Origin of the sequence: Streptomyces sp. NPDC099050 (genome assembly GCF_044759865.1) — a bacterium.
Classification (GTDB): Bacteria; Actinomycetota; Actinomycetes; order Streptomycetales; family Streptomycetaceae; genus Streptomyces.
The window spans coordinates 412,479-436,834 of record NZ_JBIWAE010000001.1 but is presented as its reverse complement, the minus strand read 5'-3'; the positions used below and the strand labels follow the sequence as shown (position 1 = coordinate 436,834).

Annotated in this window: 27 protein-coding genes and 1 pseudogene; 18 read left to right on the top strand and 10 right to left on the bottom strand. The window is 73.1% G+C overall.

Annotated elements, in window-relative coordinates:
* Nucleotides 1–50: 50 nt before the first annotated feature.
* The 9 genes from ACIQV3_RS01920 to ACIQV3_RS01880 all read left to right on the top strand — a co-directional run bounded on the left by ACIQV3_RS01920 (nt 51) and on the right by ACIQV3_RS01880 (nt 9,149).
* A complete protein-coding gene (locus ACIQV3_RS01920; RefSeq protein ID WP_403708730.1) occupies nt 51–464 on the top strand; it encodes a hydrogenase maturation nickel metallochaperone HypA in 414 nt (137 codons plus the stop codon).
* Between the two features lie 3 nt (nt 465–467).
* Complete coding sequence (gene hypB / locus ACIQV3_RS01915) at nt 468–1,316, top strand: hydrogenase nickel incorporation protein HypB (RefSeq protein WP_403708728.1); 849 nt, start codon at nt 468–470, stop codon at nt 1,314–1,316.
* Nucleotides 1,316–3,718 (top strand): carbamoyltransferase HypF, encoded by a 2,403-nt coding sequence (hypF, locus tag ACIQV3_RS01910; RefSeq protein ID WP_403708726.1) that lies wholly within the window; start codon nt 1,316–1,318, stop codon nt 3,716–3,718. Before hypB ends, hypF begins: the two co-directional genes overlap by 1 nt.
* Nucleotides 3,687–3,983: a HypC/HybG/HupF family hydrogenase formation chaperone gene (locus ACIQV3_RS01905; RefSeq protein ID WP_403708724.1), complete on the top strand. Its 297-nt coding sequence runs from the start codon at nt 3,687–3,689 to the stop codon at nt 3,981–3,983. Before hypF ends, ACIQV3_RS01905 begins: the two co-directional genes overlap by 32 nt.
* Nucleotides 3,980–5,122: a hydrogenase formation protein HypD gene (gene hypD, locus ACIQV3_RS01900; protein ID WP_403708722.1), complete on the top strand. Its 1,143-nt coding sequence runs from the start codon at nt 3,980–3,982 to the stop codon at nt 5,120–5,122. Before ACIQV3_RS01905 ends, hypD begins: the two co-directional genes overlap by 4 nt.
* Entirely contained in the window at nt 5,115–6,194 is a 1,080-nt protein-coding gene (hypE, locus tag ACIQV3_RS01895) for a hydrogenase expression/formation protein HypE (protein WP_403708720.1), read from the top strand. The genes hypD and hypE overlap by 8 nt, the downstream gene beginning before the upstream one ends.
* A 101-nt stretch (nt 6,195–6,295) precedes the next feature.
* Nucleotides 6,296–7,135, top strand: a complete 840-nt coding sequence (locus tag ACIQV3_RS01890) for a class II glutamine amidotransferase (RefSeq protein ID WP_403708718.1) — start codon at nt 6,296–6,298, stop codon at nt 7,133–7,135.
* A gap of 166 nt (nt 7,136–7,301) precedes the next feature.
* Nucleotides 7,302–8,465: a glutamate--cysteine ligase gene (locus tag ACIQV3_RS01885; protein ID WP_403708716.1), complete on the top strand. Its 1,164-nt coding sequence runs from the start codon at nt 7,302–7,304 to the stop codon at nt 8,463–8,465.
* A gap of 168 nt (nt 8,466–8,633) precedes the next feature.
* Nucleotides 8,634–9,149: a DUF5133 domain-containing protein gene (locus ACIQV3_RS01880; RefSeq protein ID WP_403708714.1), complete on the top strand. Its 516-nt coding sequence runs from the start codon at nt 8,634–8,636 to the stop codon at nt 9,147–9,149.
* A 17-nt stretch (nt 9,150–9,166) separates the two neighbouring features.
* On the opposite strand, the gene ACIQV3_RS01875 is transcribed toward ACIQV3_RS01880, so the two are convergent.
* From ACIQV3_RS01875 to ACIQV3_RS01855, 5 genes and pseudogenes are all read right to left on the bottom strand, one after another.
* A complete protein-coding gene (locus tag ACIQV3_RS01875) occupies nt 9,167–9,655 on the bottom strand; it encodes a DUF6328 family protein (protein WP_403708712.1) in 489 nt (162 codons plus the stop codon).
* A 94-nt stretch (nt 9,656–9,749) separates the two neighbouring features.
* Nucleotides 9,750–9,860: pseudogene (locus tag ACIQV3_RS01870) on the bottom strand (glutathione S-transferase family protein); the annotation flags it as partial.
* A gap of 673 nt (nt 9,861–10,533) precedes the next feature.
* The gene (locus ACIQV3_RS01865; RefSeq protein WP_403708710.1) at nt 10,534–10,896 is read right to left on the bottom strand and encodes a hypothetical protein; all 363 of its coding nucleotides are present in this window, start codon (nt 10,894–10,896) and stop codon (nt 10,534–10,536) included.
* A 44-nt stretch (nt 10,897–10,940) separates the two neighbouring features.
* Nucleotides 10,941–11,945, bottom strand: coding sequence for a D-alanyl-D-alanine carboxypeptidase family protein (locus ACIQV3_RS01860; protein WP_403708708.1), 1,005 nt, complete (start codon nt 11,943–11,945; stop codon nt 10,941–10,943).
* Nucleotides 11,946–12,256: 311 nt separating this feature from the next.
* On the bottom strand, nt 12,257–12,568 hold the full coding sequence (locus ACIQV3_RS01855) for a hypothetical protein (protein ID WP_403708706.1): 312 nt from the start codon (nt 12,566–12,568) through the stop codon (nt 12,257–12,259).
* Between ACIQV3_RS01855 and ACIQV3_RS01850 the strand changes: the two genes are divergently transcribed.
* A complete protein-coding gene (locus tag ACIQV3_RS01850) occupies nt 12,567–12,800 on the top strand; it encodes a hypothetical protein (protein ID WP_403708704.1) in 234 nt (77 codons plus the stop codon). The genes ACIQV3_RS01855 and ACIQV3_RS01850 overlap by 2 nt on opposite strands.
* A 34-nt stretch (nt 12,801–12,834) precedes the next feature.
* Here ACIQV3_RS01850 and ACIQV3_RS01845 read toward each other — a convergent pair whose 3' ends face one another.
* On the bottom strand, nt 12,835–12,990 hold the full coding sequence (locus ACIQV3_RS01845) for a CsbD family protein (RefSeq protein ID WP_284716012.1): 156 nt from the start codon (nt 12,988–12,990) through the stop codon (nt 12,835–12,837).
* A gap of 164 nt (nt 12,991–13,154) precedes the next feature.
* Between ACIQV3_RS01845 and ACIQV3_RS01840 the strand changes: the two genes are divergently transcribed.
* Together ACIQV3_RS01840 and ACIQV3_RS01835 are read left to right on the top strand one after the other, a co-directional pair.
* Nucleotides 13,155–13,421, top strand: coding sequence for a DUF4235 domain-containing protein (locus tag ACIQV3_RS01840; RefSeq protein WP_403708702.1), 267 nt, complete (start codon nt 13,155–13,157; stop codon nt 13,419–13,421).
* Nucleotides 13,422–13,619: 198 nt separating this feature from the next.
* On the top strand, nt 13,620–13,895 hold the full coding sequence (locus tag ACIQV3_RS01835; RefSeq protein WP_389436511.1) for an isoamylase early set domain-containing protein: 276 nt from the start codon (nt 13,620–13,622) through the stop codon (nt 13,893–13,895).
* Nucleotides 13,896–14,188: 293 nt separating this feature from the next.
* Here the strand turns inward: ACIQV3_RS01835 and ACIQV3_RS01830 are convergent, their stop codons facing one another.
* Nucleotides 14,189–15,439, bottom strand: coding sequence for an AI-2E family transporter (locus ACIQV3_RS01830; protein WP_403709144.1), 1,251 nt, complete (start codon nt 15,437–15,439; stop codon nt 14,189–14,191).
* A 281-nt stretch (nt 15,440–15,720) separates the two neighbouring features.
* Here ACIQV3_RS01830 and ACIQV3_RS01825 point away from each other — a divergent pair, with 281 nt between their 5' ends.
* Nucleotides 15,721–17,337: a phospholipase D family protein gene (locus ACIQV3_RS01825; RefSeq protein WP_403708700.1), complete on the top strand. Its 1,617-nt coding sequence runs from the start codon at nt 15,721–15,723 to the stop codon at nt 17,335–17,337.
* 18 nt (nt 17,338–17,355) lie between these two features.
* On the opposite strand, the gene ACIQV3_RS01820 is transcribed toward ACIQV3_RS01825, so the two are convergent.
* Nucleotides 17,356–17,985: a hypothetical protein gene (locus ACIQV3_RS01820; protein WP_403708698.1), complete on the bottom strand. Its 630-nt coding sequence runs from the start codon at nt 17,983–17,985 to the stop codon at nt 17,356–17,358.
* A 1-nt stretch (nt 17,986) separates the two neighbouring features.
* Nucleotides 17,987–18,529: a hypothetical protein gene (locus ACIQV3_RS01815; RefSeq protein ID WP_403708696.1), complete on the bottom strand. Its 543-nt coding sequence runs from the start codon at nt 18,527–18,529 to the stop codon at nt 17,987–17,989.
* Between the two features lie 164 nt (nt 18,530–18,693).
* Here ACIQV3_RS01815 and ACIQV3_RS01810 point away from each other — a divergent pair, with 164 nt between their 5' ends.
* Complete coding sequence (locus ACIQV3_RS01810; protein ID WP_403708694.1) at nt 18,694–19,065, top strand: hypothetical protein; 372 nt, start codon at nt 18,694–18,696, stop codon at nt 19,063–19,065.
* A 38-nt stretch (nt 19,066–19,103) separates the two neighbouring features.
* Here ACIQV3_RS01810 and ACIQV3_RS01805 read toward each other — a convergent pair whose 3' ends face one another.
* On the bottom strand, nt 19,104–19,286 hold the full coding sequence (locus ACIQV3_RS01805) for a hypothetical protein (RefSeq protein ID WP_403708692.1): 183 nt from the start codon (nt 19,284–19,286) through the stop codon (nt 19,104–19,106).
* Between the two features lie 267 nt (nt 19,287–19,553).
* On the opposite strand from ACIQV3_RS01805, the gene ACIQV3_RS01800 reads away from it, so the two are divergent.
* The 4 genes from ACIQV3_RS01800 (at nt 19,554) to ACIQV3_RS01785 (ending at nt 24,311) form a co-directional block, all read left to right on the top strand.
* Nucleotides 19,554–20,096, top strand: a complete 543-nt coding sequence (locus ACIQV3_RS01800) for a DoxX family protein (protein WP_403708691.1) — start codon at nt 19,554–19,556, stop codon at nt 20,094–20,096.
* Nucleotides 20,097–20,180: 84 nt separating this feature from the next.
* The gene (locus ACIQV3_RS01795; RefSeq protein ID WP_403708689.1) at nt 20,181–22,184 is read left to right on the top strand and encodes a hypothetical protein; all 2,004 of its coding nucleotides are present in this window, start codon (nt 20,181–20,183) and stop codon (nt 22,182–22,184) included.
* 4 nt (nt 22,185–22,188) lie between these two features.
* Nucleotides 22,189–23,664, top strand: coding sequence for an ABC transporter substrate-binding protein (locus ACIQV3_RS01790; RefSeq protein WP_403708687.1), 1,476 nt, complete (start codon nt 22,189–22,191; stop codon nt 23,662–23,664).
* Nucleotides 23,665–23,849: 185 nt separating this feature from the next.
* A complete protein-coding gene (locus tag ACIQV3_RS01785; protein WP_403708685.1) occupies nt 23,850–24,311 on the top strand; it encodes a hypothetical protein in 462 nt (153 codons plus the stop codon).
* Nucleotides 24,312–24,356 lie beyond the last annotated feature (45 nt).

Genomic DNA, 24,356 nt, shown 5'->3' with positions numbered 1-24,356 from the left:
CCCGGGTCCTGCCGGTGTAATGAGCCCCGGCAGGACGGAGACCGAATCCGATGCACGAGATGTCGATCGCCCTGGCCGTCGTCGGCCAGGTGGAGGAAGCGGCCCCGGAGGCCGGAAGCGTCGTGAGCCGAGTGGAGCTCCAGGTCGGCGAGCTGGCCGGCGTGGTCCCGGACGCACTCGGCTTCTGCTTCGAACTGGCCTGCGCCGGAACGGTCCTGGAGGGCGCCGAGCTCGTCGTCCGGTCCGAGGCGGCCCGTGCGCGCTGTGGCGCCTGCGCGGGTGACTGGGCCGTGGGGATGCCTCCCGAACTGTGCTGTCCCACGTGCGGGAGGGCCACGGAGGTGGAGCTCCTCTCAGGGCGCGAGCTGCGCATCCTCACGGTGACCTGGGAGGACGCGCAGTCCACCGCGGCCACCGGGGCCGCTGCCGCCACCTGCCGCGCACCGATCTCCGAGGAGGCCTGACCCATGTGCCGAGTGGTCGACCTGAAACAGGCGGTACTCGCCAAGAACGACGGGGCCGCGCAGGCCCTGCGCGCCGAACTCACTTCCCGCGGCACGACGGTGGTCAACATGCTGTCCAGTCCGGGCAGCGGCAAGACCGCACTGCTGGAGCGGGAACTGCTGCTCGCCGGGGAACGCGGGGTGGCCGTCGCGGCCCTCACCGCGGACCTGGCCACCGAGAACGACGCGGTGCGGCTGGCCCGTTCGGGGGCACCCGTCAAGCAGGTGCTCACCGACGGGCTCTGCCATCTGGAGGCCGTGATGCTGGGCCGCCACCTGGACGGCTGGCTGCCCGAGGACACACGCCTGCTCTTCGTCGAGAACGTCGGCAACCTGGTCTGCCCGGCCTCCTACGACCTCGGGGAGTCGCTGCGCGTGGTCCTCGCGTCGGTGACCGAGGGCGAGGACAAGCCGCTGAAGTACCCGACGGCCTTCGGCCTGGCCCAGCTCGTCGTCGTCACCAAGACCGACATCGCGCAGGCCGTCGAGTTCGACGAGGCGGCCTTCCGCGCGAACGTCGAGCGGGTCAACCCGGGGGTGGAGGTGGTGCTCACCTCGGCCCGCACCGGCGAGGGCCTCGGCCTGCTGCTGGACCGCGCACAGGCGGTCGGCGCGGGAGCCGCGGCGCACACCCCGGTGATGGCCGGCGCCCGTGCAGGGACACAGGGCGGCGGCGCGGACGGCCATGAGCACAGCCACGGCCACGACCACGACGGCCACACGCACGGCCCGGCGGACGGACACGATCACGGGCACGGCCACACACCGAGGCCGTCCAGTCCCCCAGCGGCAGCGCAAGCGCACACCCGCTGATGGAGTCCGTACAGCGCCGCCGGGTCACCGTCCAGGGCGTGGTGCAGGGCGTCGGCTTCCGGCCGTACGTCTACGCACGCGCCACCGGGCTCGGTCTGGCCGGGCACGTCACCAACACCCCGGAGGGAGTGGTGACCGAGGTCGAGGGAGCGGCGGCCGCCGTCTCCGCCTTCTGCGAGCGCCTCGCGGCGGACGCCCCGCCGCTGGCCGTGGTGGACGCCGTGGACCACTGCGAGGTGCCGGTGGTCGGCGGCGCGGGATTCTCGATCATCGCCTCCCGGAGCGGCGGCCCGGCCCGGACCCTGGTCTCCCCGGACACCGCCACGTGCGCCGCGTGCCTCGCGGAACTGGCGGATCCGGCCGACCGACGCCACCGGCACCCCTTCATCACGTGCACGCACTGCGGCCCCCGCTTCACGATCGTCACCGGACTGCCCTACGACCGCGTGCACACGACCATGGCCGGTTTCCCGATGTGCCCCGACTGCGCCCGCGAGTACGCCGACCCGGCCGACCGCCGGTTCCACGCCCAGCCGGTCGCCTGCCCGGCCTGCGGTCCCCGGCTGCGACTGCTGGTCGCCGGGGTCGGGGCCGGGGCCGGGGCCGAACCGTACGAGCCCGCCGGTACGGATCCGGTCGCCGGGGCCCGCCGCTTGCTGGCCCGGGGCGCGATCCTGGCGGTCAAGGGGCTCGGCGGCTACCACCTGGCCTGCGACGCCACCCTGCCCGGGGCCGTGGCGGAACTGCGCCGGCGCAAGTCCCGCGGCGACAAGCCGTTCGCGGTGATGGCACGCGACCTCGCCGAGGCGGAGCGGCTGGCGCACCTCGGCCCCGCCGAGCGCGCCCTGCTCACCGGGAGCGTCCGGCCCATCGTGCTGCTCCGCAGGCGCGCCGGTGTCCCCGGACCGGCCGAGGAGGTCGCGCCGCGCAGCCCCGACCTCGGCGTCATGCTCCCGTACACCCCGCTCCACCACCTGTTGTTCGGGCTTCCCGGCGATCCCGCGGGGCCCGCGCTGCTCGTCATGACCAGCGGGAACCTCGCGGGCGAGCCCATCGTGACCGGGGAGGAGGAGGCCCTGGAGCGGCTGGCCGGCCTCGCCGACGGCTGGCTCACGCACGACAGGCCCATTCACGTCCCGTGCGACGACTCCGTGGTGCGGGTCTGCGACGGCGCCGAGCTGCTGGTCCGGCGTGCGCGCGGATACGCCCCGCTTCCGCTGCCGCTGCCCTTTCCCGTCCCCGCCACGCTGGCGACGGGGGGCGACCTGAAGAACGCCCTCTGCCTCGGGGAGGGCCGCCGGGCCTGGCTGTCGGCCCACATCGGCGACATGGACGACCTGTCCACCCAGATCGCCTTCGAGCGGGCCGAACGGCAGCTGGAGTCCGTCACCGGCGTCTCTCCGGTCCTGCTGGCCACCGACCGGCATCCCGGGTACCGGTCGGGCCGTTGGGCGGTCCGCAACGCCGGGGGCCGGCCCCTGGTGCGCGTCCAGCACCATCACGCGCACATCGCGTCCGCGCTGGCCGAACACGGCCTGGACGGCGGCCGCCGGGTGATCGGCGTCGCGTTCGACGGCACGGGCTACGGCGACGACGGCGCGGTGTGGGGCGGCGAGGTGCTCCTCGCCGACTACGCCGGGTACACCCGCTTCGCGCACCTCGCGTACGTGCCACTGCCGGGCGGTGACGCCGCGGTGCGCCGGCCGTACCGCATGGCGCTGTCGCACCTGCGGGCGGCGGGCATCCCCTGGGACCCGGACCTGCCGTGTGCGAGCAGCTGCCCGGACGAGGAACTCCGAGTGCTGTCAAGGCAGTTGGAGCGCGGTGTGAACTGCGCCGCCACGTCCAGCATGGGACGGCTCTTCGACAGCGTCTCCTCCCTGGCGGGCATCTGCCAGCACTCCGGGTACGAGGCCCAGGCCGCGATGGAGCTCGAATCCGCCGCGCTGCGGGGAACGGGACGCTCGGACCGGCACCCCTACGCCTTCGCCCTGAACCACCCGGCGCCCGGCCGGGGCGGCCCCGTCACCGCCGATCCGGCTCCGCTGCTGGCTTCGCTGGTGGCCGATCTGCGGGCGGGGGTGGATCCGTCCGTGATCGCGGCCCGCTTCCACGACGCCGTCACCGCACTCGTCGCGGAGCTGTGCGTTCTGGCGCGCGAACGGCACGCCCTGGACACGGTGGCGCTGACCGGCGGGGTCTTCGCCAACACCCTGCTGTCCTCGTCCTGCGCCCGCGCGCTGAGCGGGCTCGGCTTCACCGTACTGCGGCACCGCAAGGTCCCGCCGAACGACGGCGGGCTGGCACTCGGTCAGCTCATGGTGGCGGCCGCCCGCGGCGCCACCGACCCCCCACAGCGAGGAGAGGTCCATGTGCTTGGCGGTACCCGGCAGAGTGCTTGACATCGCGGAGAAGGACGGCACCCGCATGGCCACGGTCGACTTCGGCGGCGTGCAGAAGGAGGTGTGCCTGGAGTACCTGCCCGACCTCCAGGTCGGCGAGTACGCCATCGTCCACGTGGGCTTCGCCCTCCAGCGTCTGGACGAGGAGTCCGCGCAGCAGACCCTCGCCCTGTTCGCGGAACTCGGCATGCTCCAGGAGGAGTTCGGCGACCCGTGGGAGCTGGCGGCGGACGCCGCCGACGGTGGCGAGGGAGAGTCGCGGTGAAGTACATCGACGAGTTCCAGGATCCCGCCCTCGCGCGCCGGCTCCTGGACGAGATCCACTCCGCGGTGACCCGCCCCTGGGCACTGATGGAGGTGTGCGGCGGTCAGACGCACACCATCATCCGGCACGGCATCGATCAACTCCTCCCCGATCAGGTGGAGTTGATTCACGGACCGGGCTGTCCCGTCTGCGTCACCCCGCTGGAGGTCATCGACAAGGCGCTGGAGATCGCCTCCCGGCCGGGCGTGATCTTCTGCTCCTTCGGCGACATGCTCCGGGTCCCCGGGACCGGCCGCGACCTGTTCCGGGTCCGCAGCGAGGGCGGTGACGTACGGGTGGTCTACTCCCCGCTCGACGCCCTGACCATCGCCCGGCAGAACCCGGACCGGGAGGTGGTGTTCTTCGGGATCGGCTTCGAGACCACGGCCCCGCCGAACGCGATGACGGTCCACCAGGCGAAGCGGCTGGGCATCCGCAACTTCAGCCTGCTGGTCTCCCACGTACGGGTTCCCCCGGCCATCGAGGCCATCATGCGGTCCCCGAGCTGCCGGGTGCAGGGCTTCCTCGCCGCCGGGCACGTGTGCAGCGTGATGGGCATGGCTGAATACCCGGAACTCGCGGCGCGCCACCGGGTGCCGATCGTGGTGACGGGCTTCGAGCCGCTGGACATCCTCGAAGGCGTACGGCGCACCGTGCTCCAGCTCGAGCGGGGCGAGCACACCGTGGAGAACGCGTACGAGCGCGCCGTCCGCCCGGAGGGCAATCCCGCCGCCCTCGCCATGCTGGAGGACGTCTTCGAGGTCACGGACCGGGCCTGGCGCGGGATCGGGGTCATCCCGGACAGCGGCTGGCGACTGTCCGGGCGCTACCGGGAGTTCGACGCCGAGCACCGCTTCTCGGTCACCGGGATCACCACGCGGGAACCCGCCGAGTGCCGCAGCGGCGAGGTGCTCCAGGGGCTCATCAAACCGCACGAGTGCGAGGCCTTCGGCACCCTGTGCACCCCGCGCAACCCGCTCGGCGCCACGATGGTCTCCAGCGAGGGCGCCTGCGCCGCGTACTACCTCTACCGCCGGCTCGACCTCCAGGCCGCGCCGGCCGCCCCGACGACGCCGCTGGAGGCGAGCCCCGTTGGCTGAGACCGCACCCACCGAGACCGCACCCCTGGACATCACGGGCTGGACCTGCCCGGCGCCGCTGCGCGACCACCCCCGGGTGGTGATGGGCCACGGCGGGGGCGGCGCGCTGTCCGCCGAACTCGTCGAGCACCTCTTCCTCCCGGAGTTCGGCGGCCCCGCCCTCGCCCAGCTCGGGGACTCCGCCGCGCTCTCCCTCGGGGGCGTGCGGCTGGCCTTCTCCACGGACTCCTACGTCGTGCGCCCGCTGTTCTTCCCGGGCGGCTGCATCGGTGACCTCGCGGTCAACGGCACGGTCAACGACCTGGCCATGTCGGGGGCCGAACCGGCGTACCTCTCCTGCGGGTTCATCCTGGAGGAGGGCGTCGAGATGTCCGTGGTCGCCCGAGTCGCCCGCGCGATGGGCGATGCCGCGCGGGCCGCCGGCGTGGAGGTGGTCACCGGGGACACGAAGGTCGTGGAGAGCGGGCACGGGGACGGCGTCTACATCAACACCGCGGGCATCGGCGTCATCCCCGCGGGGGTGGACCTGCGCGCCCAGCGGGTCGTGCCGGGCGACGTGGTCATCGTCAGCGGTGAGATCGGGCTGCACGGCGTCGCCATCATGAGCGTGCGCGAGGGTCTGGAGTTCGGGGTGGACGTGGAGAGCGACTGCGCTCCGCTGGGCGGCCTGGTCCGGAGCATGCTCGCGGTCACCCCCGATCTGCACGTCCTGCGCGACCCCACCCGGGGCGGTCTGGCCGCCGCGCTCAACGAGATCGCCACCGCCTCCGGCACCGGTGTCCTCGTCCACGAGTCCCGGGTGCCGGTGCCCCCGGCCGTCGCGAACGCCTGCTCGATCCTCGGCCTGGACCCGTTCTACGTGGCCAACGAGGGCAAGCTCGTGGCCTTCGTACCGCGCGAGCACGCCGAAGCCGTGCTCGACGCGATGCGGGCGCATCCCCTGGGGCGGGGGGCGACCGTGATCGGCGAGGCCGTGGAGGCCCACCCGGGCATGGTCGTGGCCCGCACCGGGCTGGGCGGCACCCGCGTGGTGGACCTGCCGATCGGGGAGCAGCTGCCGCGGATCTGCTGATCCCGGCCCCGGATCCGCCGCGGCGCCCCGCCGCGGCGGATGCCAGGACCGCGGCCGCGTACGGGGTTAGGCTCGGAGCAGGCCGCGAAAGGGAGGTACGCATGTGCCGCTGGCTCGCCTACTCGGGTTCGCCCATGCTGCTCGACGCCGTGCTCTACCGGCCCGAACACTCGCTGATCAACCAGAGCCTGCACGCCCGGATGGGCGTGGAGACGACGAACGGCGACGGCTTCGGCCTCGGCTGGTACAGCGACAACGGGGACGGCACCCCGGCCGTCTTCCGGGACATCGCCCCGGCCTGGAACAACCGCAACCTGCGCGAGCTCGCCGCGCACGTCCGCTCGCCGCTGTTCTTCGCGCACATCCGCGCCTCGACGGGTTCGGCCGTACAGCAGACCAACTGCCACCCCTTCCGTCACGGCCGGTGGCTGTGGATGCACAACGGGGCCATCGCGGACTTCCCCCGGCTGCAGCGCGACCTCTGCCTGGCCGTCGATCCGGCGCTCTTCCCGGCCATCGAGGGCTCCACCGACTCGGAGGTCATGTTCTACCTGGCGGTGACCTTCGGGCTGGACCAGGACGTCCCGGGGGCCGTGGCCAGGATGACCGGGCTCGTGGAGCGGCTCGGCAAGGAGCACGGCGTCGCCGAACCGGTTCAGATGACCCTGGCCATCAGCGACGGGGAGCGCCTCTGGGCATTCCGCTATTCGAGCGTCGGCGCCTCCCGGTCGCTCTTCTACAGCAGCCGCGCCGATACCGTGCGCCACCTGCACCCCGAGGTGAAGTTCCTCGAAGACATCTCCGACGCATCGCGCCTCGTGGTCTCCGAACCGCTGGGGGACCTGCCCGGCGTGTGGAACGAGCTTCCCGAGGCCAGCTACACCGTGATCCCGTCCGTCGGGGACCAGGACTACCTGCCCTTCTTCCCCTCGCTCGCCTGACGGCCGCGCGGCCGCGCCCGATCCGGCCGCCGTCGCCCGGACCTGCGCGTGAGCGGCGGTCCGACGGGTAGACGCCCTTGACCAGCCGGCCCGGGGCCCGGGGCCCGGGCCCCGATCGACCTTCCCGGGCCGGACGATCCGCCTCGATCCACGGAGGGGGCTTTCGATGTCACTGACCGTATCCAGGGCGACCGCGACGGACGCGGGGCGCGAGGCCGTTCCCGGCCGGGTCCCGATCCTGACGATGGGAGTGGAGGAGGAGTTCCTCCTCGTCGACCGCCGCAGCCGGGCCCCGGTGGGGCGCGGCCCGCGCGTCATAGAAGCCGCCGCGCGCACGCTGGGGCCGCTGGTGCAGCCGGAGTTCTTCACCGCCCAGGTGGAGGTCTGCACGAGCCCCACCACGAACCCCGCCGCGCTCAGATCGGAGCTCTCCCGGATCCGGGCCGAGGTGATCCGCGCCGCGGCCGCCGAGGAGTGCCTGCTGCTGGCCGCGGGAACCTCCGTCGTGCCGCCCGAGCACCCGCTGACCGTCACGCCCGACGAGCGCTACCGCCGGATGGAGTCCCGCTTCGCCCGGATCCTCGGCAACTACGACCAGGCGGTCTGCGGCTGCCACGTCCACATCGGCGTGGACAACCGGGCGGAGGCCCTCGACCTCGCCAACCGGATGCGCCCCTGGCTGCCCGTCCTCCAGGCCCTCGCGGCCAATTCCCCCTTCGACCGGGGCCGGGACTCCGGGTACGCGAGCTGGCGAGCCGTGGAGCACGCCCGCTGGCCGACCGTCGGGCCCGCCCCGGTCCTCGACGAAGCCGCGTACGAACACTGCGCCGAGGAGCTCGTGCGCAGCGGCACGGTGCTGGACCGGCGGATGATCTACTGGTACGCCCGCCCGTCCGAGCACGTGCCGACGCTGGAGATCCGCGTGGCCGACGTGAACGCCCGGATCGGCACGGTCGTCCTCCTGGCCGTTCTCGTACGGGGCCTGGCCGCGACCCTGCGCGCCGAGGCGGCCGACGGGGCGCCGGCCCCCGCACCGCATTCGGCGAGGCTCCGCGAGGCGCACCTGCTCGCGGCCGCCCACGGCCTGTGCGGCGACGGCCTGGACCCGGTCGACGGCGTCGTGGTGCCCGCGTGGACGCTGATCGCCCGGCTACGGGCCCGGGCCGGCCCGGGCCTCGCGGCGTCGGGCGACTCGGAGCTGGTCGACGCCCTGCTGGCGGAGGTCCGGACCGAAGGCGGCGGGGCGGCCCGGCAACGCGCCGCGCACCGGCGTCACGGACGGCTCAGCGGAGTCGTCGACAGCCTCGTCGAGGCCGTGGCCGCGGACTAGGGATTGCCGCCCGGGGGCGCCGCGGGGGCCGGGCCCGTCGGCCGGGCGGGTCATGGCGGTTGTTCGGGCCCTGAACCAGCGCGCCGCGGCGCCCGTGTTCAGACGGCGGGCATAGCGTCCCTAAGCGGAGCACCGCACCACCCCACCGACCCGGACCGGAGGACCCCCGTGCCGACACCTGAAACCACCCCACCGAGCCGACAGGCCCCCGCCGCCCGGACGCCCGGGCACCCGGTGCCCGCGCCGACGGGCAACTGGGCCGTCGGGATGCTCATGGCCACGACCCCCTGCTCGGCCCGCGACGCGCTGCGCATCCTCGCGACGGCCGCGGACCTGGCCGACGTCGCCGTCCGGGACCTCGCGGCCGCGATGACCGCCACCTCGTGCGGCACCGCCCTGCCCGCCCGCCTCGAACGCGCCCTGCGCCGCGCCGTCGAGGCGGCCCGGACCCGCGGCCCGGCGGGCGGTCCGCGCGGCGCCGGGCTCGCGCCGAATCCCGCCCGGACCGAGGAAGTCCTGACCCGGCTGCGCGGCTGCCAGGCCCGCCTCGCGGCCTCCCCCCACGACCCCGGTGCCCTGCGGGCCATGGACGACACCGCGTACACCCTGTGCGTGCTGATGGGCAGGGCCACCGCCCTCGAAGCCATCGCCGCGGCGGAGGCACAGCTCGCCGCGACGGGATAGGCGGCCGTTTCCGAAGGTCAGTGCGTGGCGGTGTAGCGGACCCGTGCCCACAGGGGCAGCACGAACCAGCACAGCACGTACCAGGCGAACACCCCGCCGACGAGCCACGTCGCGAGGCCGTTGTCGGTCGCGACCCTGAGGACGAGGAGCAGGGCCGAGGTGCTGGTGGCGAGGAGCAGCAGGAGGCCCGTGACGGTCAGGCGCGATGCCCATGCGACGGCCTCGGGCTTGATCCTGCGCCCCGAGACGAGTCGGTGTAGGGCCACGGGACCGATCAGGGCGCCGGTCGCCAGGGATCCCAGCACCACCGTCACCACGTAGATCACCTTCTCGCTCTGCGCGAGCCCCGCGAACACGGGGGTGAAGGCCACGGTGAGCAGGAATCCGAACAAGATCTGGACACCCGTCTGGGCGACCCGTATCTCCTGGATGAGTTCCTGCCACTGCCGGTCGGCGCGCTCCTCCGGCGACTCGTCGCGTCCCTGCTGGTCCGTCCCGTTCGTCATCGGTTTCCTCTCTGAAGGCCTATGCATGGCAGTGGCCGCCGACCGTCTCTCCGGGGGCGGGCGGCGCCGGCGCGGTGCCGTCGCCGAAGGGGCGCTCCGGTCCGAGGAGGCGCCGTACGATGACCGCCCGGCTCGCCCACGGACAGGCCCCGCTGACCACCAGGCGGTAGCGGCCGGGCCGGGTGTATTCCCTGCCAGGGCTCACGTAGCTCACGACCGGCGCCTACCCGCGATCGGCCGGACGACGCGTCCCGAGCCGGCACGGCGAGGCGTGGCGCGACGGCAGGCGGAGAAGATCCAGAATTCTGATGATTGCGCCTTGCCGCACGGCTTCGATGATCGCTCCCTGACCCGCGACGGCCTCGCGGCCCGGCGGGTCTCGGACACGGATCACCGCTGTGCGGCCGCCGCCGCACGGGCTCCCGGGAGCCGCGGCCGGAACCGGTGTCGGAGGCAGTGCCGGAGGCGCTGGGCGCGTCGCGGAGTTCGTCGCGGGTCATGCCGGAGCGCTCTGGGATCCCCGCCGCCGCGGCCGGCGCTTCCACTGCCACGCGTGGACCCTGACGCCCCGCTCCCGTGCGGTCCGCACGAAGTCGAGCAGGTGGTGCGGTCCGGCCGCGTCCGTGAACGGCACCGTGCGCACAGATGACCACCCCGATGGCCGCGCCGAGCGCGGGGCGCAGGCGGTCGAAGACGGCGGCAACCTCCTCGTCCAGCTCGCCTTGGGGTATCAGGTGCACGGTCCGGCCGTGGGAGGCAGTCGCAACACCCGAGGCGTTCCCCTGACGCTCACCTCGCCTCGCCTCGCCCCGCCCCGCCCCGCCCCGCCGGGATCGGTTCCCGCCGAACGCAAGCGGGCAAGCGCCCGTGCGGACCGCTCACCGGTGGCCGGGCGTACCCGGGTCCACCGCTTCGGCGGCGGCCCGGTCGACGCGTTCCTGGTCGGAGGGCGGCGAGCCGGAGCCGGTGCCCGTCCGCGACGGGACGCCGGGCGGGCGCCCGTGCTCGTCGACCATGGCGCCCTCGTCGGGCAGCAGCACCGGCTGCCGGGCTCCCCCGGGCCGGCCCCCCTGAGGGCGATGCGGGCGTACCTGCTCCTCGCGCCCCATCCCCGGACGCCGGCGCTTCGCGGCGTCCCCGCCGGTGCCGCCTTCCGCGGGCTCGGTCCCCGCGGGCTCGTCCGTCGCGGATCGGCTCTGCTCGGACGCGCTCTCTGCCCCGTCCCGTCCGTTCCCGCTCATGGCCGCCTCCTCCGTCGTGTCCCTCCCACCTGGTCCCTGGTCGCCTACCCCGCCCGACCGCTACCAGACAGTGCCGCCGCCCCGCCGGGGATCGGCGGCGTCAGGGACGGGTGCGCCGCCGGCGCGGAGGGCCTGAGTCTCGCGAGTTCCTCGAGCGGTGCGCGCTGGACGGCTTCGACCAGGCGGCGGCTGTGGGCCCAGACGGCCGCCCGTGCGCGCACCGGGGAGCAGCCGCTGCGCTGCGCGAGCACGGCGCCGAGGACCAGCCTGCGGCTGCCGTCGACGTCCTTGTACGCGGCCCACAGGACGTTGCCCCCGGCCGGCGTGCTGGTGCCCGTCTTCAACCCGGCGACACCGTGCCGGCCGAGCAGCCGGTTGGTGGTGCGCGCCTCGCCCCGGTCTCCCGGGAGGCGGACCGACGGGGTGGCGACGATGGTCCGGAACACCTCGTCTCGCATGACCGTGCGGGCCAGGACGAGCAGGTCGACGGCCGTGCTGGTGTTCCCGGTGTCCATGCCGCAGGAGCTGGTGAACCGTGTACGGGCCATGCCGAGTTCCGCGGCCGCCTCGTTCATCCGGCGCACGAAGGACGCTTCGCAGCCGGCGGTCCAGCGGGCGAGGAGCCTGGCGATGTTGTTTCCCGAGGGGATCAGCAGGTACGCGAGCAGCTGCCGCAGGGAGAATTCCTGCCCTTCCCCGACGGGCACCACCGATTCGATCGTGGAGCCGGACTCGCGGGCGGCGGCCCCGTCCACGCGGACCACGGGCCCGGACTCGCCCGGGCCGAGCGGGTGCTCGCGCAGGACGACGTAAGCGGTCATCACCTTGGTGAGGCTGGCGATCGGCACCGGCCGCTGCTCGCCGACCGTGCCGAGGCAGCCGATCCCCTCCACCTCCACGCTCGCCTGACCCTCATGGGGCCAGGGCAGCGGCGCCGCCGACACCGCGCGGCGGACGGCGGCGACGGCCGCGTCACCGGCGCGGCAGGCCGCGAGCCGGGCCCGCCCGGGCAGTTCGGCGGAGCGGCGGAGGACGGCGTGGACGGACATGACACTCCCGGGATCGGGTTCGCGGTGGGGGCGGGTGCCCTGCCGCGCCCGAACGCTCCGGGCCCGGGTCGTCCGGAGGCGGAGGGCGCACACCGAGGATGGCCGCCCGACCCATCGGAATCCCGGCCGCTGTCCATCGGCGGGCGCTCCACCGTGTACCGGTTCCGCAGCGGGCCGCCACCTCGGCGGCGCACCGCACCGGCTGCGTGCGGCTGCGCCGCCCCGGTCCGGGTACGAGGTCCCGTAGCGAAGTGTCCTTGGCCTCTACGCTGCTTCCTCCCCGGGATTCCTACAGGGACGGGGTCACGCCTTCACTTGGTGTGCGTCCGGCCCGCCGCGCGGTGGGCACCTGGGGGCCTCACGCCCTGGAACTTCCCGCTGCGGATGTTCGCCGAGTTCGCCGCCCGCGGCCTGGCCACCGGCGACGCCCTGATCGCAAGCCCCTGGCCGATACCCCGCTGACCGTGCGGAAGGCGATGGAGGCGCTCGCCGCGGCCGGGGTCCCGGACGTCCTCGTCAACATCCTCACCGGCGGTAGGCACCGCGCCGGGATGCCCGCCGAGGTCGACGACGTCCCCGTCGACAGCCTGTTTTCGAAGGAACATCGAGGGGATCGCCACCATGGAGTCCTTCTTCGTGCTCGAACTCCACAAGCTTGCCTACGGCTGGGGCGTCGGCCAGGTCGAGACCCTCGCACTGGACACCCAGGACGGGTCCGCGGCCGACGTCGACCGCGGCAGGCTCAGGGACCTGGCGCACGCGTACGGCCACGGCCTCCGTCGCCCGTCCGGGGGAAGGAGGCCGTGGCCGCTCATGCCTTGGCTTCGGCTTCTGTTTCTGTTTCTGCTTCGGTGAAGTCGGTCTGCCGCGGTGAAGTCGGTCTGCCGCGCTAGTCCTTGAGGACGTCCTTGGCCTTCTCCTTGGCCTGGCGGGCATCGCCCTTCATCTGCTCCGCGCGCCCCTCGGCGGTGAGGCGCTCGTTGCCGACGGTGCGGCCCATCGCTTCCTTGGCCTTGCCCTTGGCCTGTTCCTTCTTGGCCTTCATCTTCTGCTCACCCGACACGGCTCTCACTCCGATCGTTGGCGATCATCTGACGTGGTGCGTCTGTCCCGATGCCCGTCCGGTAAACCTGCCCGCCCGGCTCCGCGCGTTAGCCGCGAGCGGCTCGGGGCAGGCGCCGGGGGAACGGCAACGAAGCGGAGGCAGCGGTGGAGACCTCGAAGATCGCCTACAAGCCCGTGGGTCTGGCGCTCGGCGCCACAGGGGGTCTGCTGGCCGGTTTGGCCTTCAAGCAGATCTGGAAAAGGCTCGGCCACCAGGACGACGCGCCGAGCGCCACCGACGAGGACCGTACGTGGCGGGAGATCCTCATCGCCGCGGCCCTCCAGGGCGCTGTGTTCGCCGCGGTCAAGGCCGCGATCGACCGCGGCGGCGCGGTGGCCGCCAAGCGCCTGACCGGCACCTGGCCCGCCTGAGGCGGCGGCCGGCCGGTTCAGGCGGCGCCGGCCGGTTCAGGTGGCGTGGTGCCGGCGAAGCCGCGGCCTCACGCGAGCGGGTCCGCTCGGACGGGTGACGTGGGTGCGCTTGCGGCGGGTCGTGGGCCGGGACGGGCCGGGGGCGTCAAGCTGTCCCCGGTCGGCGGGTAGCGCCCGCCCTGTGAGAAGGAGCAGTACGTGCTGGAGCGCAAGCGCCGCAAACACACGACCGACGTCACCTTCGTCCTTCCCGGGGACCTCCCGCCCGGGCCGGTGAGCGTCGTCGGCACGTTCAACGACTGGCATCCCGGCACGCACGTCCTCGCACCCCGGACCGACGGAACGCGCGCCGTGACCGTCGCCCTCCCCGCCAAGACCACCCACAGCTTCCGCTACCTCGCGGCCGGCGACTACTGGTTCGACGAGCCCACCGCCGACGGGCACGAAGAGGGCAACAGCCGCCTGCACACGTAGGCGCGCAGCTGGTTCACGTGCCGGCACAGAACCTCCGGCTCCGGCGGCGACCACGCCCCGGCGGGAGGGCCCGGCAGGGTGCGGGTCCGGGCGAGCACATCGCGCAGGGCGTCCTCGACGGCGGGTGCGAGGGGTTCGCCGGCCTGCGCGTCCGTGGGGTTCTGCTGTGGAACAGACGGCGCGCCGCACCTGCTCGCGCACACGCGCACGGCACGGCATGGCACGGCACGGCGACAACCGCCCGATCCGGCTCTGTGGAGCGGTTTCGGCTGACGCCTCGTGTTGTCTTCCCTTCAGCCCGGCGGGGGCCCCGTGTCCTGGACGGCGCCGGCGGGGTGGGCCCGTAGGTGGGTGATCACCGTATTCGCCACGGCGACGAGCGGGACCGCTACGACGGCCCCGCCGATCCCGGCGATGGTGCCGCCCGTGGCGACGGCCAGGACGACGGCGAGCGGGTGGACCCGGACCGCCCGGCCCAGGATGAACGGTTGGAGCACGTGCCCTTCGATCTGCTGCACCACGAGGACGACCATCAGCGCCATCAGGGCGGTGAAGACCCCATCGGTGACGAGGGCGACCACGACCGCGAGTGCTCCGGAGACGACGGCGCCCACGAGGGGCACGAAGGAGGACAGGAAGATCACCACGCCGATCGGAACCGCGAGCGGTACGCCCAGGAAGTAGATGCCCACGCCGATGAAGACCGCGTCGATCATCGCGACGATCATGGTGCCGCGCACGTAGGCGGTGAGGGTCCGCCAGGCGGGCGGGCCGGCGCCGGCGACCCTCGGACGGGCCGCGGCGGGGACGAGCCGCAGCGTCCACCGCCAGATGCGCTTGCCGTCGTACAGGAGGAACAGGGTCGCGAACATGGCCAGCAGCAGCCCGGTGATCACCTCGACCAGGACGGTCACGCCCTGAAGGCCTGTGGAGGTGATGTCGCTGGTGCTGGTGCCGACGCTGTCGCTCAGGCTGTCGGCGATGTCGTTGATCTGTTGTTCCGTGACGTGCAGGGGACTGTCGATCAGCCACTGTTTGAGCTCGCCGATGCCCTCCTGAACCCGGTCCGAGAGGTTGTCGAGGTTGTCGAGCACCTGCCAGACGACGAACCAGCCGACCAGTCCGAGCATCACGAATCCGCAGGTCGCGGTCAGGGCCGTGGCCGCGCCCCGGGACAGTCCGCGCCGGTGCAGCCGGGCGACGGTCGGCTGGAGCAGTGCGGTGACCAGGAGCGCGACCACAAAGGCGAGGGCGACGAGCCGCACCGCGCCGATGACCCTCATCAGCACCCAGACGGTGGCGGCGAGCACCAGGAACCGCCAGCCGGCCTCGGCGGCCACCCGTACCCCCCAGGGCACGGCGGCCGCGGGATCCCGCGCTCCGGTGCCGGCCGGCCCGTGCGGCGCCTGCGGCGGACCGCCTTCCTCCCACGCTTCGGCGGCCTCGGCCTCGGCCTCGCGCTGCGCACGGAACCGGGCCCGGCGCTCGCCGAGTCCGGCGGCGCCCTTCTTCACGTGCCCGAGCCATCCGCGCACGCCGGGCAGAGATCGGTCCACGGTCTGATCCCTCCGGGTCGTCGCTTGGGTTGCGTGGGAGGACTCCCTCCAGGCTGGACCGTGCGTGGCCCACCGGCACCTCGGCACCCGGGCCGGCGGGGGTTCGGGCCTGGTCTCCGGGGTCGATCGCCCTCACGTCGGCTCCGCGAGGTCGGTTTCCGGGTCCCCCTCCGTCACGACATCTCCTTCCATCTCCTTCCGCGGCGTGCGGATCCCCGTCCCTGGTGCCAGGGTGGGAAGCGGGTAACCGCGCGAGTGGAGGCTTCACGATGCCCATCTCGGACTGGCTCCTGGCACCCGGAGAACGCGGCAACACGGCCACCCGGCTGGAACATCGCCGGGCGGGCGGGGCGGCATGGTCCGAGGGCAACGAGGCCCGTCCGCTCGTCCACGGCGCCACGTACTTCGCCGAGCTCCTCGAACGCGTCCGGGCGATGCGCGCCGGCGACCTGCTCCTGTTCACCGACTGGCGCGGCGATCCCGACGAGCGGCTCCGCGGACCCGGTACGGAGATCGCGGCCGTGCTGGGCGCGGCGGCCCGGCGCGGTGTCATCGTCAAAGGGCTGCTGTGGCGCTCCCACCTGGACGGCTTCCGGTTCAGCGAGGAGGAGAACCGGTCCCTCAGCAAGGACGTCGAAGCGGCCGGCGGCGAGTGCCTGCTCGACCTGCGCGTGCGGCCCGGCGGCTCGCACCACCAGAAGATGGTGGTGCTGCGGCACCCCGGCAGCCCGGAGCGCGATGTCGCGTACGTCGGCGGCATCGACCTCTGCCGCAACCGCAACGACGACGCCGACCACCGCGGCGACCGCCAATCGCTGCCCCTGGCTCCCGGGTACGGCCCGCACCCCCCGTGGCACGACGTCCAGCTCGCCCTGAGCGGCCCGGTCGTCGGCGACGTCGAAGCCGTCTTCCGCGAGCGCTGGGAGGATCCCGCACCGCTCAGCCGCAGTCCGCTGATGCGCCTGCGCGAGCTGCTGGACCGGGAGGACACCCGGGCGGACCCGCTGCCGCCGCAGGAGCCCGATCCGGCGCCGTGCGGCACGCACGCCGTCCAGGTGCTGCGCACGTACCCGAACCGGCTGCTGCGCGGCTATCCCTTCGCCCCTGATGGCGAGCGGAGCATCGCCCGGGCCTACCTCAAGGCGCTGCGGCGGGCCCGGACGCTGATCTACGTGGAGGACCAGTACCTGTGGTCCCCACGGGTCGTGGACTGCTTCGCTCAGGCCCTGCGCGCGCGTCCCCGGCTGCGGCTGGCCGCCGTCATCCCTTCCGTTCCGGAACAGGACGGCCTGCTCACGGGGCCCATGAACCTGATCGGACGGGTCAACGCCCTGGAGGAGCTGCGCCGTGCCGGAGGCGACCGGGTCGCGGTGTACGGCCTGGAGAACCATGCCGGCACCCCTGTATACGTACACGCCAAGGTGTGCGTGATCGACGACATCTGGGCCTCCATCGGCTCCGACAACGTCAACCTGCGTTCATGGACGCACGACTCCGAGCTGAGCTGCTCCGTCCTGGACCGGGCCGCCGATCCGAGGCCGCCGGTCGACCCCGGCGGCCTCGGGGACGGGGCCCGCCCGTTCGCGCGGGAGTTGCGCCTGGAGCTGATGCGCGAGCACCTCGACGCCGGCGACGGGGAGGCGGCGCTGCCGACGGACCCGCTGTGCGATCCGTCGGCCGCCTTCGACCGGCTCCGCGAAGCCGCCGCGGTGCTGGACGCCTGGCACGCGGCCGGGCGCCACGGCCCGCGCCCCGCGGGGCGGCTGCGCCGCTATGCCGCTCCGCGGCTGCCCACCGTCCGGCGCCTGCTCGCGACCCCGCTGCACCACGCTCTGGTGGACCCCGACGGCCGCCCCGTCGGCATGCGGCTCCGCGGTGGCTTCTGACACCGCGGTCCGCCACGCTCAGGTCTTGAGCAGGCGGTTGAAGAAGGAGCGGTAGTGCTGCAACGCCTGCCGCAGGTCCTCCGTCTCCACTTCCTCGCCCCGGCCCCACTGCGCCTCCAGCTCCTGCTTGTGCGCTGCGAAGGTGCCGGCCAGGGTCTGCATGACCTCGGCCACCAGGGTGTCCGCGGACCTGACCGCGTCCTGGGGGTCGTCGACGAAGCGGCCCTGGATGTCGGTCCACGACTGTCGGAACTCCTGGGTGTCCGAGGTGCCGAGAAGCGGCTCGGAGTCACCCTCGGGAACTCCGCCGGGCGACGCGTCCCCTCCGGCGGGGGCGACCGTACGGTCCTCCTCCGGGGGCGGGGTGGCCTCGTCGCGCATCTCGCGGTTCCCGTAGCCCTCGCGGGCCTCGAAGCCCTCCCGGTTCCCGTAGCCCTCCCGGTTCCCGTAGCCCTCGCGGGTCTCGAAGTCCTCGTGGGCTTGCGGGTCCTCGCGGGTCCCCGGGGTCTCACGGACCGCTCGGTCCCGGGTGGCCACACCCGGGTACACCGGGGCCCCCGCCCCGTCGTCCGTCACGGGGTGTGCCAGGTCTTCGGTGGTCGGGCCGGTTTCGGTGGTCCGGCCCTCGGTGTCCGCACGGTTCTCCATGTCACCGGTTCCTTTCGTCAGTGAGCAGCTCCGTGAAGAGGGCGCGGTAGTGCACCATCGCTCCCCGGAGTTCCTCGGTGGTCGCCCGCCCGTCAGCGCTCCGTACCTTGACGTCGTGGGCGGAGCGGTAGTGGTCCAGGGTGCCCGCGTGTTCGACGGACAGGTGGCTCAGTTGCCGGCCGTACCCGTCGGTCGGGTATCCGCGCTCGCTCATCAAGCGGGACACCAGCTCGTCCGCCTCGGCGACGGAGCCGTCCGGCCGGTCCACGAAATTCTCCTGGACGGTGGTCCATTCGTCCGTGTACTGGCGGCGTCGCTCGGCGGGGAGTTCCTTGATGTCCAGCCGGTCGTGCCGCTGCTCGCGGGCGCGCAGTTCGCGCTCCGCGGCCAGCGCGCCGCCCTTCTCCTCGACGGTCCGCTCATACTCCGGCCCGAAGCGGTCGCGCAGGTGGCGCCGGCGCGCCAGCAGGGTCAGGGTCAGGGACAGCGCCACGACCACGACTACGGCCGCGACGATGATCGCTATGAGTGTGCTGGTGGACATGTGCCGCCTCCATCGAGCGGTTCCCAGTGGTCTTCGCCCCTCGGCTACCCGCTGAGGGAAGGGGAAACCTCTCCTCGTCGCATATGCCGTACTCGGCTCCGCCCGCCGGCCGGCCGGTCGCCGGGCGGAGGGTTCGACCCGGCGTAGCCGGGCACACGCCGGGCATGACCTTGGAGCATCCGGCTGAAAAGGGCAGAGCGGGGCGGCTCGGCCGCTTCGAGAAGCTGGCGGAACTCGCGTCCAATTTCACGAGTTCGGCACTCTTCTCCCTCCTGTGCGTCCTCTTGGTGGCGGGCTTCATCACCGTCCACCTCCTCCACCTGCCGATGGAATGGCAGCACCTCGCCGGTGATGCCATGGCCTCGGTGTCCTTGCTGCTGCTCGCCCTCCTCAAGAACTCCGAACGCCGGGCCGAGCACGCGATCCAGCGCAAGCTGGACGCCATTGCCAACGCCCTGCTGGACCAGCAGGAGGGACCGAAGAGCAAGGCTCACCGGGACCTGGAAGAAGCCGTCGGGATCGAGGAGCAGGAGTAGACGAGGCGTGGCCCGACCGGCGGGGTGGACCACAGCTGTCAGAGGTTGTCCCAGAGCCGGCGCCAGAAGTTGGCGCGCACGTCGCTGATCCAGTGCCCGGTGTTGCAGTGGAGTTTGCGCACCACCGGGAAGCGCTGCGGTACAGGGCGCCCGCACCACTGGCACGGCTTCGTGCGCGGCGCCGAAGAGCCCTGCGCGGCCGCGGGGTTGGTCTCGGTCATGGCCCCAGGGGACAAGGCCCGGTCGCGCAGTACCACGGCGCCCCTCCTCAGATCCCCTGCGCGTGATACTCACGGCGCGGGCCGCGCGGGGGCGGTCCGCCCCACCCGCCGTGCCCACCCGGTTCGGCGATTCGGCGCGCGTGCGGTGTGGCGCCACGGACGGCGTGGAAGACATTCCGCCGAATCCTTCCTGTCGAACTGCCGAAGCTGCCGAAGCTGCCGAAGCTGCCGAACCGTCGAACCGTCGAACCGTCGAAAGGTCACCCCATGCACTTCACCCTCCGCAAGGACCTCGGACTGCTTTCCCTGCGCCTGGCGGCAGGCGGCGTCCTGATGGCACACGGCACGCAGAAGCTCTTCGGCTGGTTCGGCGGCGGCGGCATCGAGGGCACGGCCCGGGCGATGGAGCACATGGGCTTCACTCCGGGCAGGCGCAGCGCCATCGCCGCGGGGCTCGGCGAGGCGGGTGGCGGTGCGCTGCTCGCCCTGGGGCTCGCCACGCCCGCGGCGGGCGCCGCCGCGGCGGGCGCCATGGCCGGGGCCGTCTCGGTGCACGCCCCCGCCGGCTTCTTCGCGCAGGAAGGCGGCTTCGAGTACCCGGCCCTGCTCGGTGCGGTCGCGGCCGGTCTCGGTGTCACCGGGCCGGGGCGCATCTCCCTCGACCACATCAGCCGGCACCGGCTCGACCGGCCCGCCGTCATCGTGGCCGCGTTCGCCCTCAGCGCGGTCGCGGCGACCCTCGTCGTCGGCCGGCGCGTCGTCGCGATGGAGTCACCGGCCGGAGCCGACGAGGTGCCGGAATCGAACTGATCGAACCAAGGAGAGGAAACCCCTGTCTGACTCAGGCTCCGGATGGCAGGCTCTACTCCTCGACGCACGTCCTGGGGGGCACACGTGAGAGAGCCGGGTACGGGCATGGGCCTGCGGGGGCGCAGCGGCATCCTGTCGCTGGTCGACTCGTGCCTGCAGGAGAGCCCGGAGGCCGAGCGGCCCCTGACCATGCTCCTCGGTCCGGCCGGCAGCGGAGCCAGCGAGGCGCACAGCGCGCTCATGGAGCGCTTCGGGCCCGACTACCCCTTCGCCTTCGTCAACTTCGGCGGGGCCCAGTCCCTGCTGCCGCGCTACGCCCTCGGACTCCTGGCCCGCCAACTCGAACGCAAGCTGCCCCGCTACGGCCGCTCCCACTTCCCGCTGCTCAGCCTCGGCCTGCTCGCCTCCGACCAGGAACTGCGCATGCGCAACCTCGCGGAGGGCCGGCGCGCGGTACAGCGCCAGCTGGACCGCTTCCAGGAGGAGAACGAGGCCCGCCACGGCGACTACCTGGCGGCCTTCTTCGAAGTGGGAATGGGCGCGGTCGGCATGCCCGAGGGCGCCTCCACGGCCGCACTCGCCCTCTTCCAGGACGCGCTGCGGCGCGGCCGCCGCACCGTGCCCCGCCTGCTCGCCGGCGGACTGGGCAGCCGGCTGACGGCGGGCGCCCACTGGTACGGACGCCACCCCATGACCCGTAGCGCGGACCCCATGGAAGCCCTGGTGGAGCTCAACCTGTGGCGCCACGAGGGCGACGAGAACGAACAGGAGCGGCTCGACCTCGTCCTCTTCTCGGCCTTCCTGGAAGACCTCAGGCGCAATACCGCCCGCAACTTCATGCCCCGCTCCTACCTGCTGCTCCTGGACAACTCCCACACCGAGTACGGACGCCACTTCCTCGACCTGTTACTCCGGTCCCGGCACGACCAGACCGTCGTGGCGGGGCACGCCAGTGATCCGCTGACCGTCGTCGCCAGCTCCAACCGCTGGCTGCCCCGCTGGGGTCCGGCCACCGGGGACTCCTGGCCCTGGCAGCTGCGCGGACCCGACCGGGCCTCGCTGGCCGACTGGCACGCCCACCGGCCTCCCCGCGACAGCGAGGACAGCTGGTGGTACCCGCTGCGCCTGCGCGACCTGAATCTGGACGAGGTGCGGATCCGGATAGAGCTCCAGCTCGGCCCGAACAGCGGCCTGGCCCCGCTGACCCGCCTCACCCCCTTCGTGCACCGGCTCACCGGCGGGCTGCCGCGCGCCGTCCACCAGGTGCTCGACGTACTGCGCCAGGCCGGGCCGCTGCCGGACTCCGGCCCCCAGCAGGACCGTTGGCTGCGCGTCCTGCCCGACCGGCCGCTGCGCACCGGGGAGCGCTCCGCCACGCTGGCCGACACCGCCCTCGGGCACCTCCTGCGCGACTTCGACGGCGCCCAGCAAGCGGCCCTGGCGGAATGCGCCGCCGCCCGGGACTTCTCCGTGGGCACGCAGCTGCTCAGCCCCGACGACTCCCTGTTCGGCGACATACGGGCCCGCTGGCTGCTGACCGGGCCCGTCGCCGTGGTGCCCGTACTCCACCCGTGGCTGCGCCGGCTGCTCCTGTGGCGGCTGGCCGCGCGCCCCGACGGGTGGGAGGCCGCGCACGAACTGCTCGCGGAGCACTACCGCGGGGAGGGCAGGCCGGTGCAGGAGATGTACCACCAGCTCGCCCGTGGGCGGACCGAGGAGGTCACCGCCCATCTGACCAGGCGCTTCACCGCCGTACCGGCCGCGCAGTGGATCTCCGAGTTCGACGCGATCACCTCCGCTCCGAACCGGCTCCCCTCCGGCAGCGGGCCGCTCGAGCTCCTCTCCGGGCTCGTCCCGCGCCGGGCGGGGCGCGTGGTGGACACCGAGTCCGTGATCCACACCCTGGTGACCACCCGCTGGGTGTGGAGCGATCCGCTCGCCGACCCCGCCATGCGGCTGGGGAACCTGATCGCCGACGGCTACACCCAGCTGTCCCAACTCCGCAGGAGCGACATCGTGGCGCTGTTCAACGAAGCCGAGCGGTACCGCAATTGGCTCGATCCCCAGACTCCGGGCTGGGAGGGCTGAGCGCGTGCCCAGACTCGAATGGCCCCTGCACGTCGTCCGCCGCGTCGCGCTGGCCACCGCGGCGGCCGTCACGCTCGTCGGGGCGCTCTGGCTGGGTGTGGGCTGGCTCCAGGAACGCCAGGCCAGATGCGCGGACGGGGTCGTCGAACGGGGGCCGGACGACGAGTGCGTGGGCGTGAGCGACGGCTCCTACGTCTTCGCGCCGCACCTCGACGCCGTCAGCGCGAAGATCGAGGAGGAGAACCGCCGGGTCGTCGCCAACGCGGACAAGGAACCGTACGTCAGCGTCGCCTACTTCACCTCGTTCACCACCACCGCGTCCGACAGCAACTCCGCCGAGGGCGTCCGGCACGAACTCCAGGGCGCCTATCTCGCCCAGTACCGGCACAACCAGGGCGACTTGGCCGCCGCGCCCAAGATCCGGCTGCTCATAGCCAACCCGGGCAGCAAGTCCACGCAGTGGAAGCACACCGTCGACGAACTGATCGCCCGCAAGGACTCCCCGGACCGGCTCGTCGCGGTGGCCGGCCTCGGCCCCAGCACCAAGGCGAACCTCGATGCCATACGGCGCTTCTCCGAGAACGGGATCGCCATGGTCGGCGCCACCATGACCGGCTCGGCCATCCAGGACATCAGCGGCTTCGTGCGGATCGCCCCCACCAACGAGGACGAGGCGTACGCGGGGGCCGCGTACCTCAAACGGCGCGGGGTCACCACCGCCATCGTCATCCAGGACGTGGCGGAGGGAGACCTCTACTCCGCCACCCTCGGCACCGCCTTCACCAAGGCATTCAAGGACGACACGCACAAGATCGTCGCCGAGCACATGACCTACGACTCCTCCATCAGCAGCGCCTGGCAGAACGAACTGCAGTTCATGCCGCCCCAGTTGTGTCAGCAGCGCCCACAACTCGTCTACTTCGCGGGCCGCGGCCTGCACCTCACCCGGTTCCTCGACGCGCTCGCCAACCGCAGCTGCACCGATCAGAAGTTCACCGTGTTCACCGGGGACGACACCACCAACCTGAACGCCGCACAGCTCGCCCTCGCCGCCGAGACGGGCATCGAGGTGCTGTACACCGGCCTCGCCCACCCCGACATGTACCGCGCGGCGCCGCAAGCGGTGTCCGCGCCCTCCGCGAAGAACTTCCAGCCGGGTGGGCTGACGGACCAGTGGTTCCCGCACGACACCCGTGAGGACGGCGGGGCCCTGATGGGCCACGACGCGGTGCTGACCGCGGCCCACGGCATCCGGATGGCCGCCCACTGGCAGGGCAAGGTCGTCGGCGAGGCCGTGGGCCGGATGTTCCACCAGATGGACGGCGCGCAACAGGTGGCCGGGGCCAGCGGTTTCATCTCCTTCCAGAACAACGGCAATCCGCGCAACAAGGCCGTCCCCGTGCTGCGCCTGAGCGGCAAGGGACAGGTGGAGTTCGTGGAAGTCTCCGCGGCGGAGGGCAGACCGCCGCAGCAGCAATGACGCGTCGGGGCGCGAAGGGCGCGGCATCGGGCTGATGACCGCCGGGGTCGGGAAGTCCGCTGGCTCTGGGCGATAACTCGCCATATTCGCACGGAATTTCGTCAGGGGCCGCGGACGTCCCGCTTCCGCGCAGACCATGTCCGCACAGTGCGAGGACGTCTCGGGAACCAGGAATGAGGGAACGGGTGGTCGACCCAGGAGCGGTGGCGCAAGCCGCCGGGGCCGCGCTGGTCGCCGCGGCCGGTACGGATGCGTGGACGGCCTTGCGGCAAGGCCTCGTACGGTTCTTCAGCCGGTCCGAACCGGAGGCCCAGGCCGTCCTGTTGCGGCTTGAGGGCGCTCCCGCCGAAGTGGCCGGCGCCGACCCGGAGCGGCTCGACCGTGTCACGGCGGTGTGGCGGACGCGGTTCGAAGCCTTCCTCGGCTCCCTCCCGGAGGAGGAGCGGGCCGTGGTCGAACAGCAGCTGCGTGACCTCCTGCCTCCCCTGGCCGGGGAGGATCCGGCGCGGGAGGCGCTCCGGGTGGTTTCGGGCCGCGACACCAGCGTCCGGGCCGAGGACGGATCCGTGGCCGCGGTCTCCCTGACCGTCAACGGAGGGCTGACGATCGGGCACCGCCCTCCGGCGCCGGGCCAGGCTCAGGGCTGACCTCGCCCGGCGCACCCGCGGCCCCGCGCACCCCTCCCGAATCCA

What these genes read in the sequence shown, in the direction of transcription:
- ACIQV3_RS01920 (WP_403708730.1), top strand. Translation starts at nt 51, where the DNA reads ATGCACGAGATGTCGATCGCCCTGGCCGTCGTCGGCCAGGTGGAGGAA.
- ACIQV3_RS01825 (WP_403708700.1), top strand. Translation starts at nt 15,721, where the DNA reads ATGCCCATCTCGGACTGGCTCCTGGCACCCGGAGAACGCGGCAACACG.
- ACIQV3_RS01865 (WP_403708710.1), bottom strand. Translation starts at nt 10,896, where the DNA reads ATGAGCGGGAACGGACGGGACGGGGCAGAGAGCGCGTCCGAGCAGAGC.
- ACIQV3_RS01875 (WP_403708712.1), bottom strand. Translation starts at nt 9,655, where the DNA reads ATGACGAACGGGACGGACCAGCAGGGACGCGACGAGTCGCCGGAGGAG.
- ACIQV3_RS01890 (WP_403708718.1), top strand. Translation starts at nt 6,296, where the DNA reads ATGTGCCGCTGGCTCGCCTACTCGGGTTCGCCCATGCTGCTCGACGCC.
- ACIQV3_RS01855 (WP_403708706.1), bottom strand. Translation starts at nt 12,568, where the DNA reads ATGGTGGCGATCCCCTCGATGTTCCTTCGAAAACAGGCTGTCGACGGG.
- ACIQV3_RS01810 (WP_403708694.1), top strand. Translation starts at nt 18,694, where the DNA reads ATGACCTTGGAGCATCCGGCTGAAAAGGGCAGAGCGGGGCGGCTCGGC.
- ACIQV3_RS01885 (WP_403708716.1), top strand. Translation starts at nt 7,302, where the DNA reads ATGTCACTGACCGTATCCAGGGCGACCGCGACGGACGCGGGGCGCGAG.
- ACIQV3_RS01805 (WP_403708692.1), bottom strand. Translation starts at nt 19,286, where the DNA reads ATGACCGAGACCAACCCCGCGGCCGCGCAGGGCTCTTCGGCGCCGCGC.
- ACIQV3_RS01815 (WP_403708696.1), bottom strand. Translation starts at nt 18,529, where the DNA reads ATGTCCACCAGCACACTCATAGCGATCATCGTCGCGGCCGTAGTCGTG.
- ACIQV3_RS01850 (WP_403708704.1), top strand. Translation starts at nt 12,567, where the DNA reads ATGGAGTCCTTCTTCGTGCTCGAACTCCACAAGCTTGCCTACGGCTGG.
- ACIQV3_RS01905 (WP_403708724.1), top strand. Translation starts at nt 3,687, where the DNA reads ATGTGCTTGGCGGTACCCGGCAGAGTGCTTGACATCGCGGAGAAGGAC.
- ACIQV3_RS01845 (WP_284716012.1), bottom strand. Translation starts at nt 12,990, where the DNA reads ATGAAGGCCAAGAAGGAACAGGCCAAGGGCAAGGCCAAGGAAGCGATG.
- ACIQV3_RS01820 (WP_403708698.1), bottom strand. Translation starts at nt 17,985, where the DNA reads ATGGAGAACCGTGCGGACACCGAGGGCCGGACCACCGAAACCGGCCCG.
- ACIQV3_RS01800 (WP_403708691.1), top strand. Translation starts at nt 19,554, where the DNA reads ATGCACTTCACCCTCCGCAAGGACCTCGGACTGCTTTCCCTGCGCCTG.
- hypB (WP_403708728.1), top strand. Translation starts at nt 468, where the DNA reads ATGTGCCGAGTGGTCGACCTGAAACAGGCGGTACTCGCCAAGAACGAC.
- ACIQV3_RS01860 (WP_403708708.1), bottom strand. Translation starts at nt 11,945, where the DNA reads ATGTCCGTCCACGCCGTCCTCCGCCGCTCCGCCGAACTGCCCGGGCGG.
- hypF (WP_403708726.1), top strand. Translation starts at nt 1,316, where the DNA reads ATGGAGTCCGTACAGCGCCGCCGGGTCACCGTCCAGGGCGTGGTGCAG.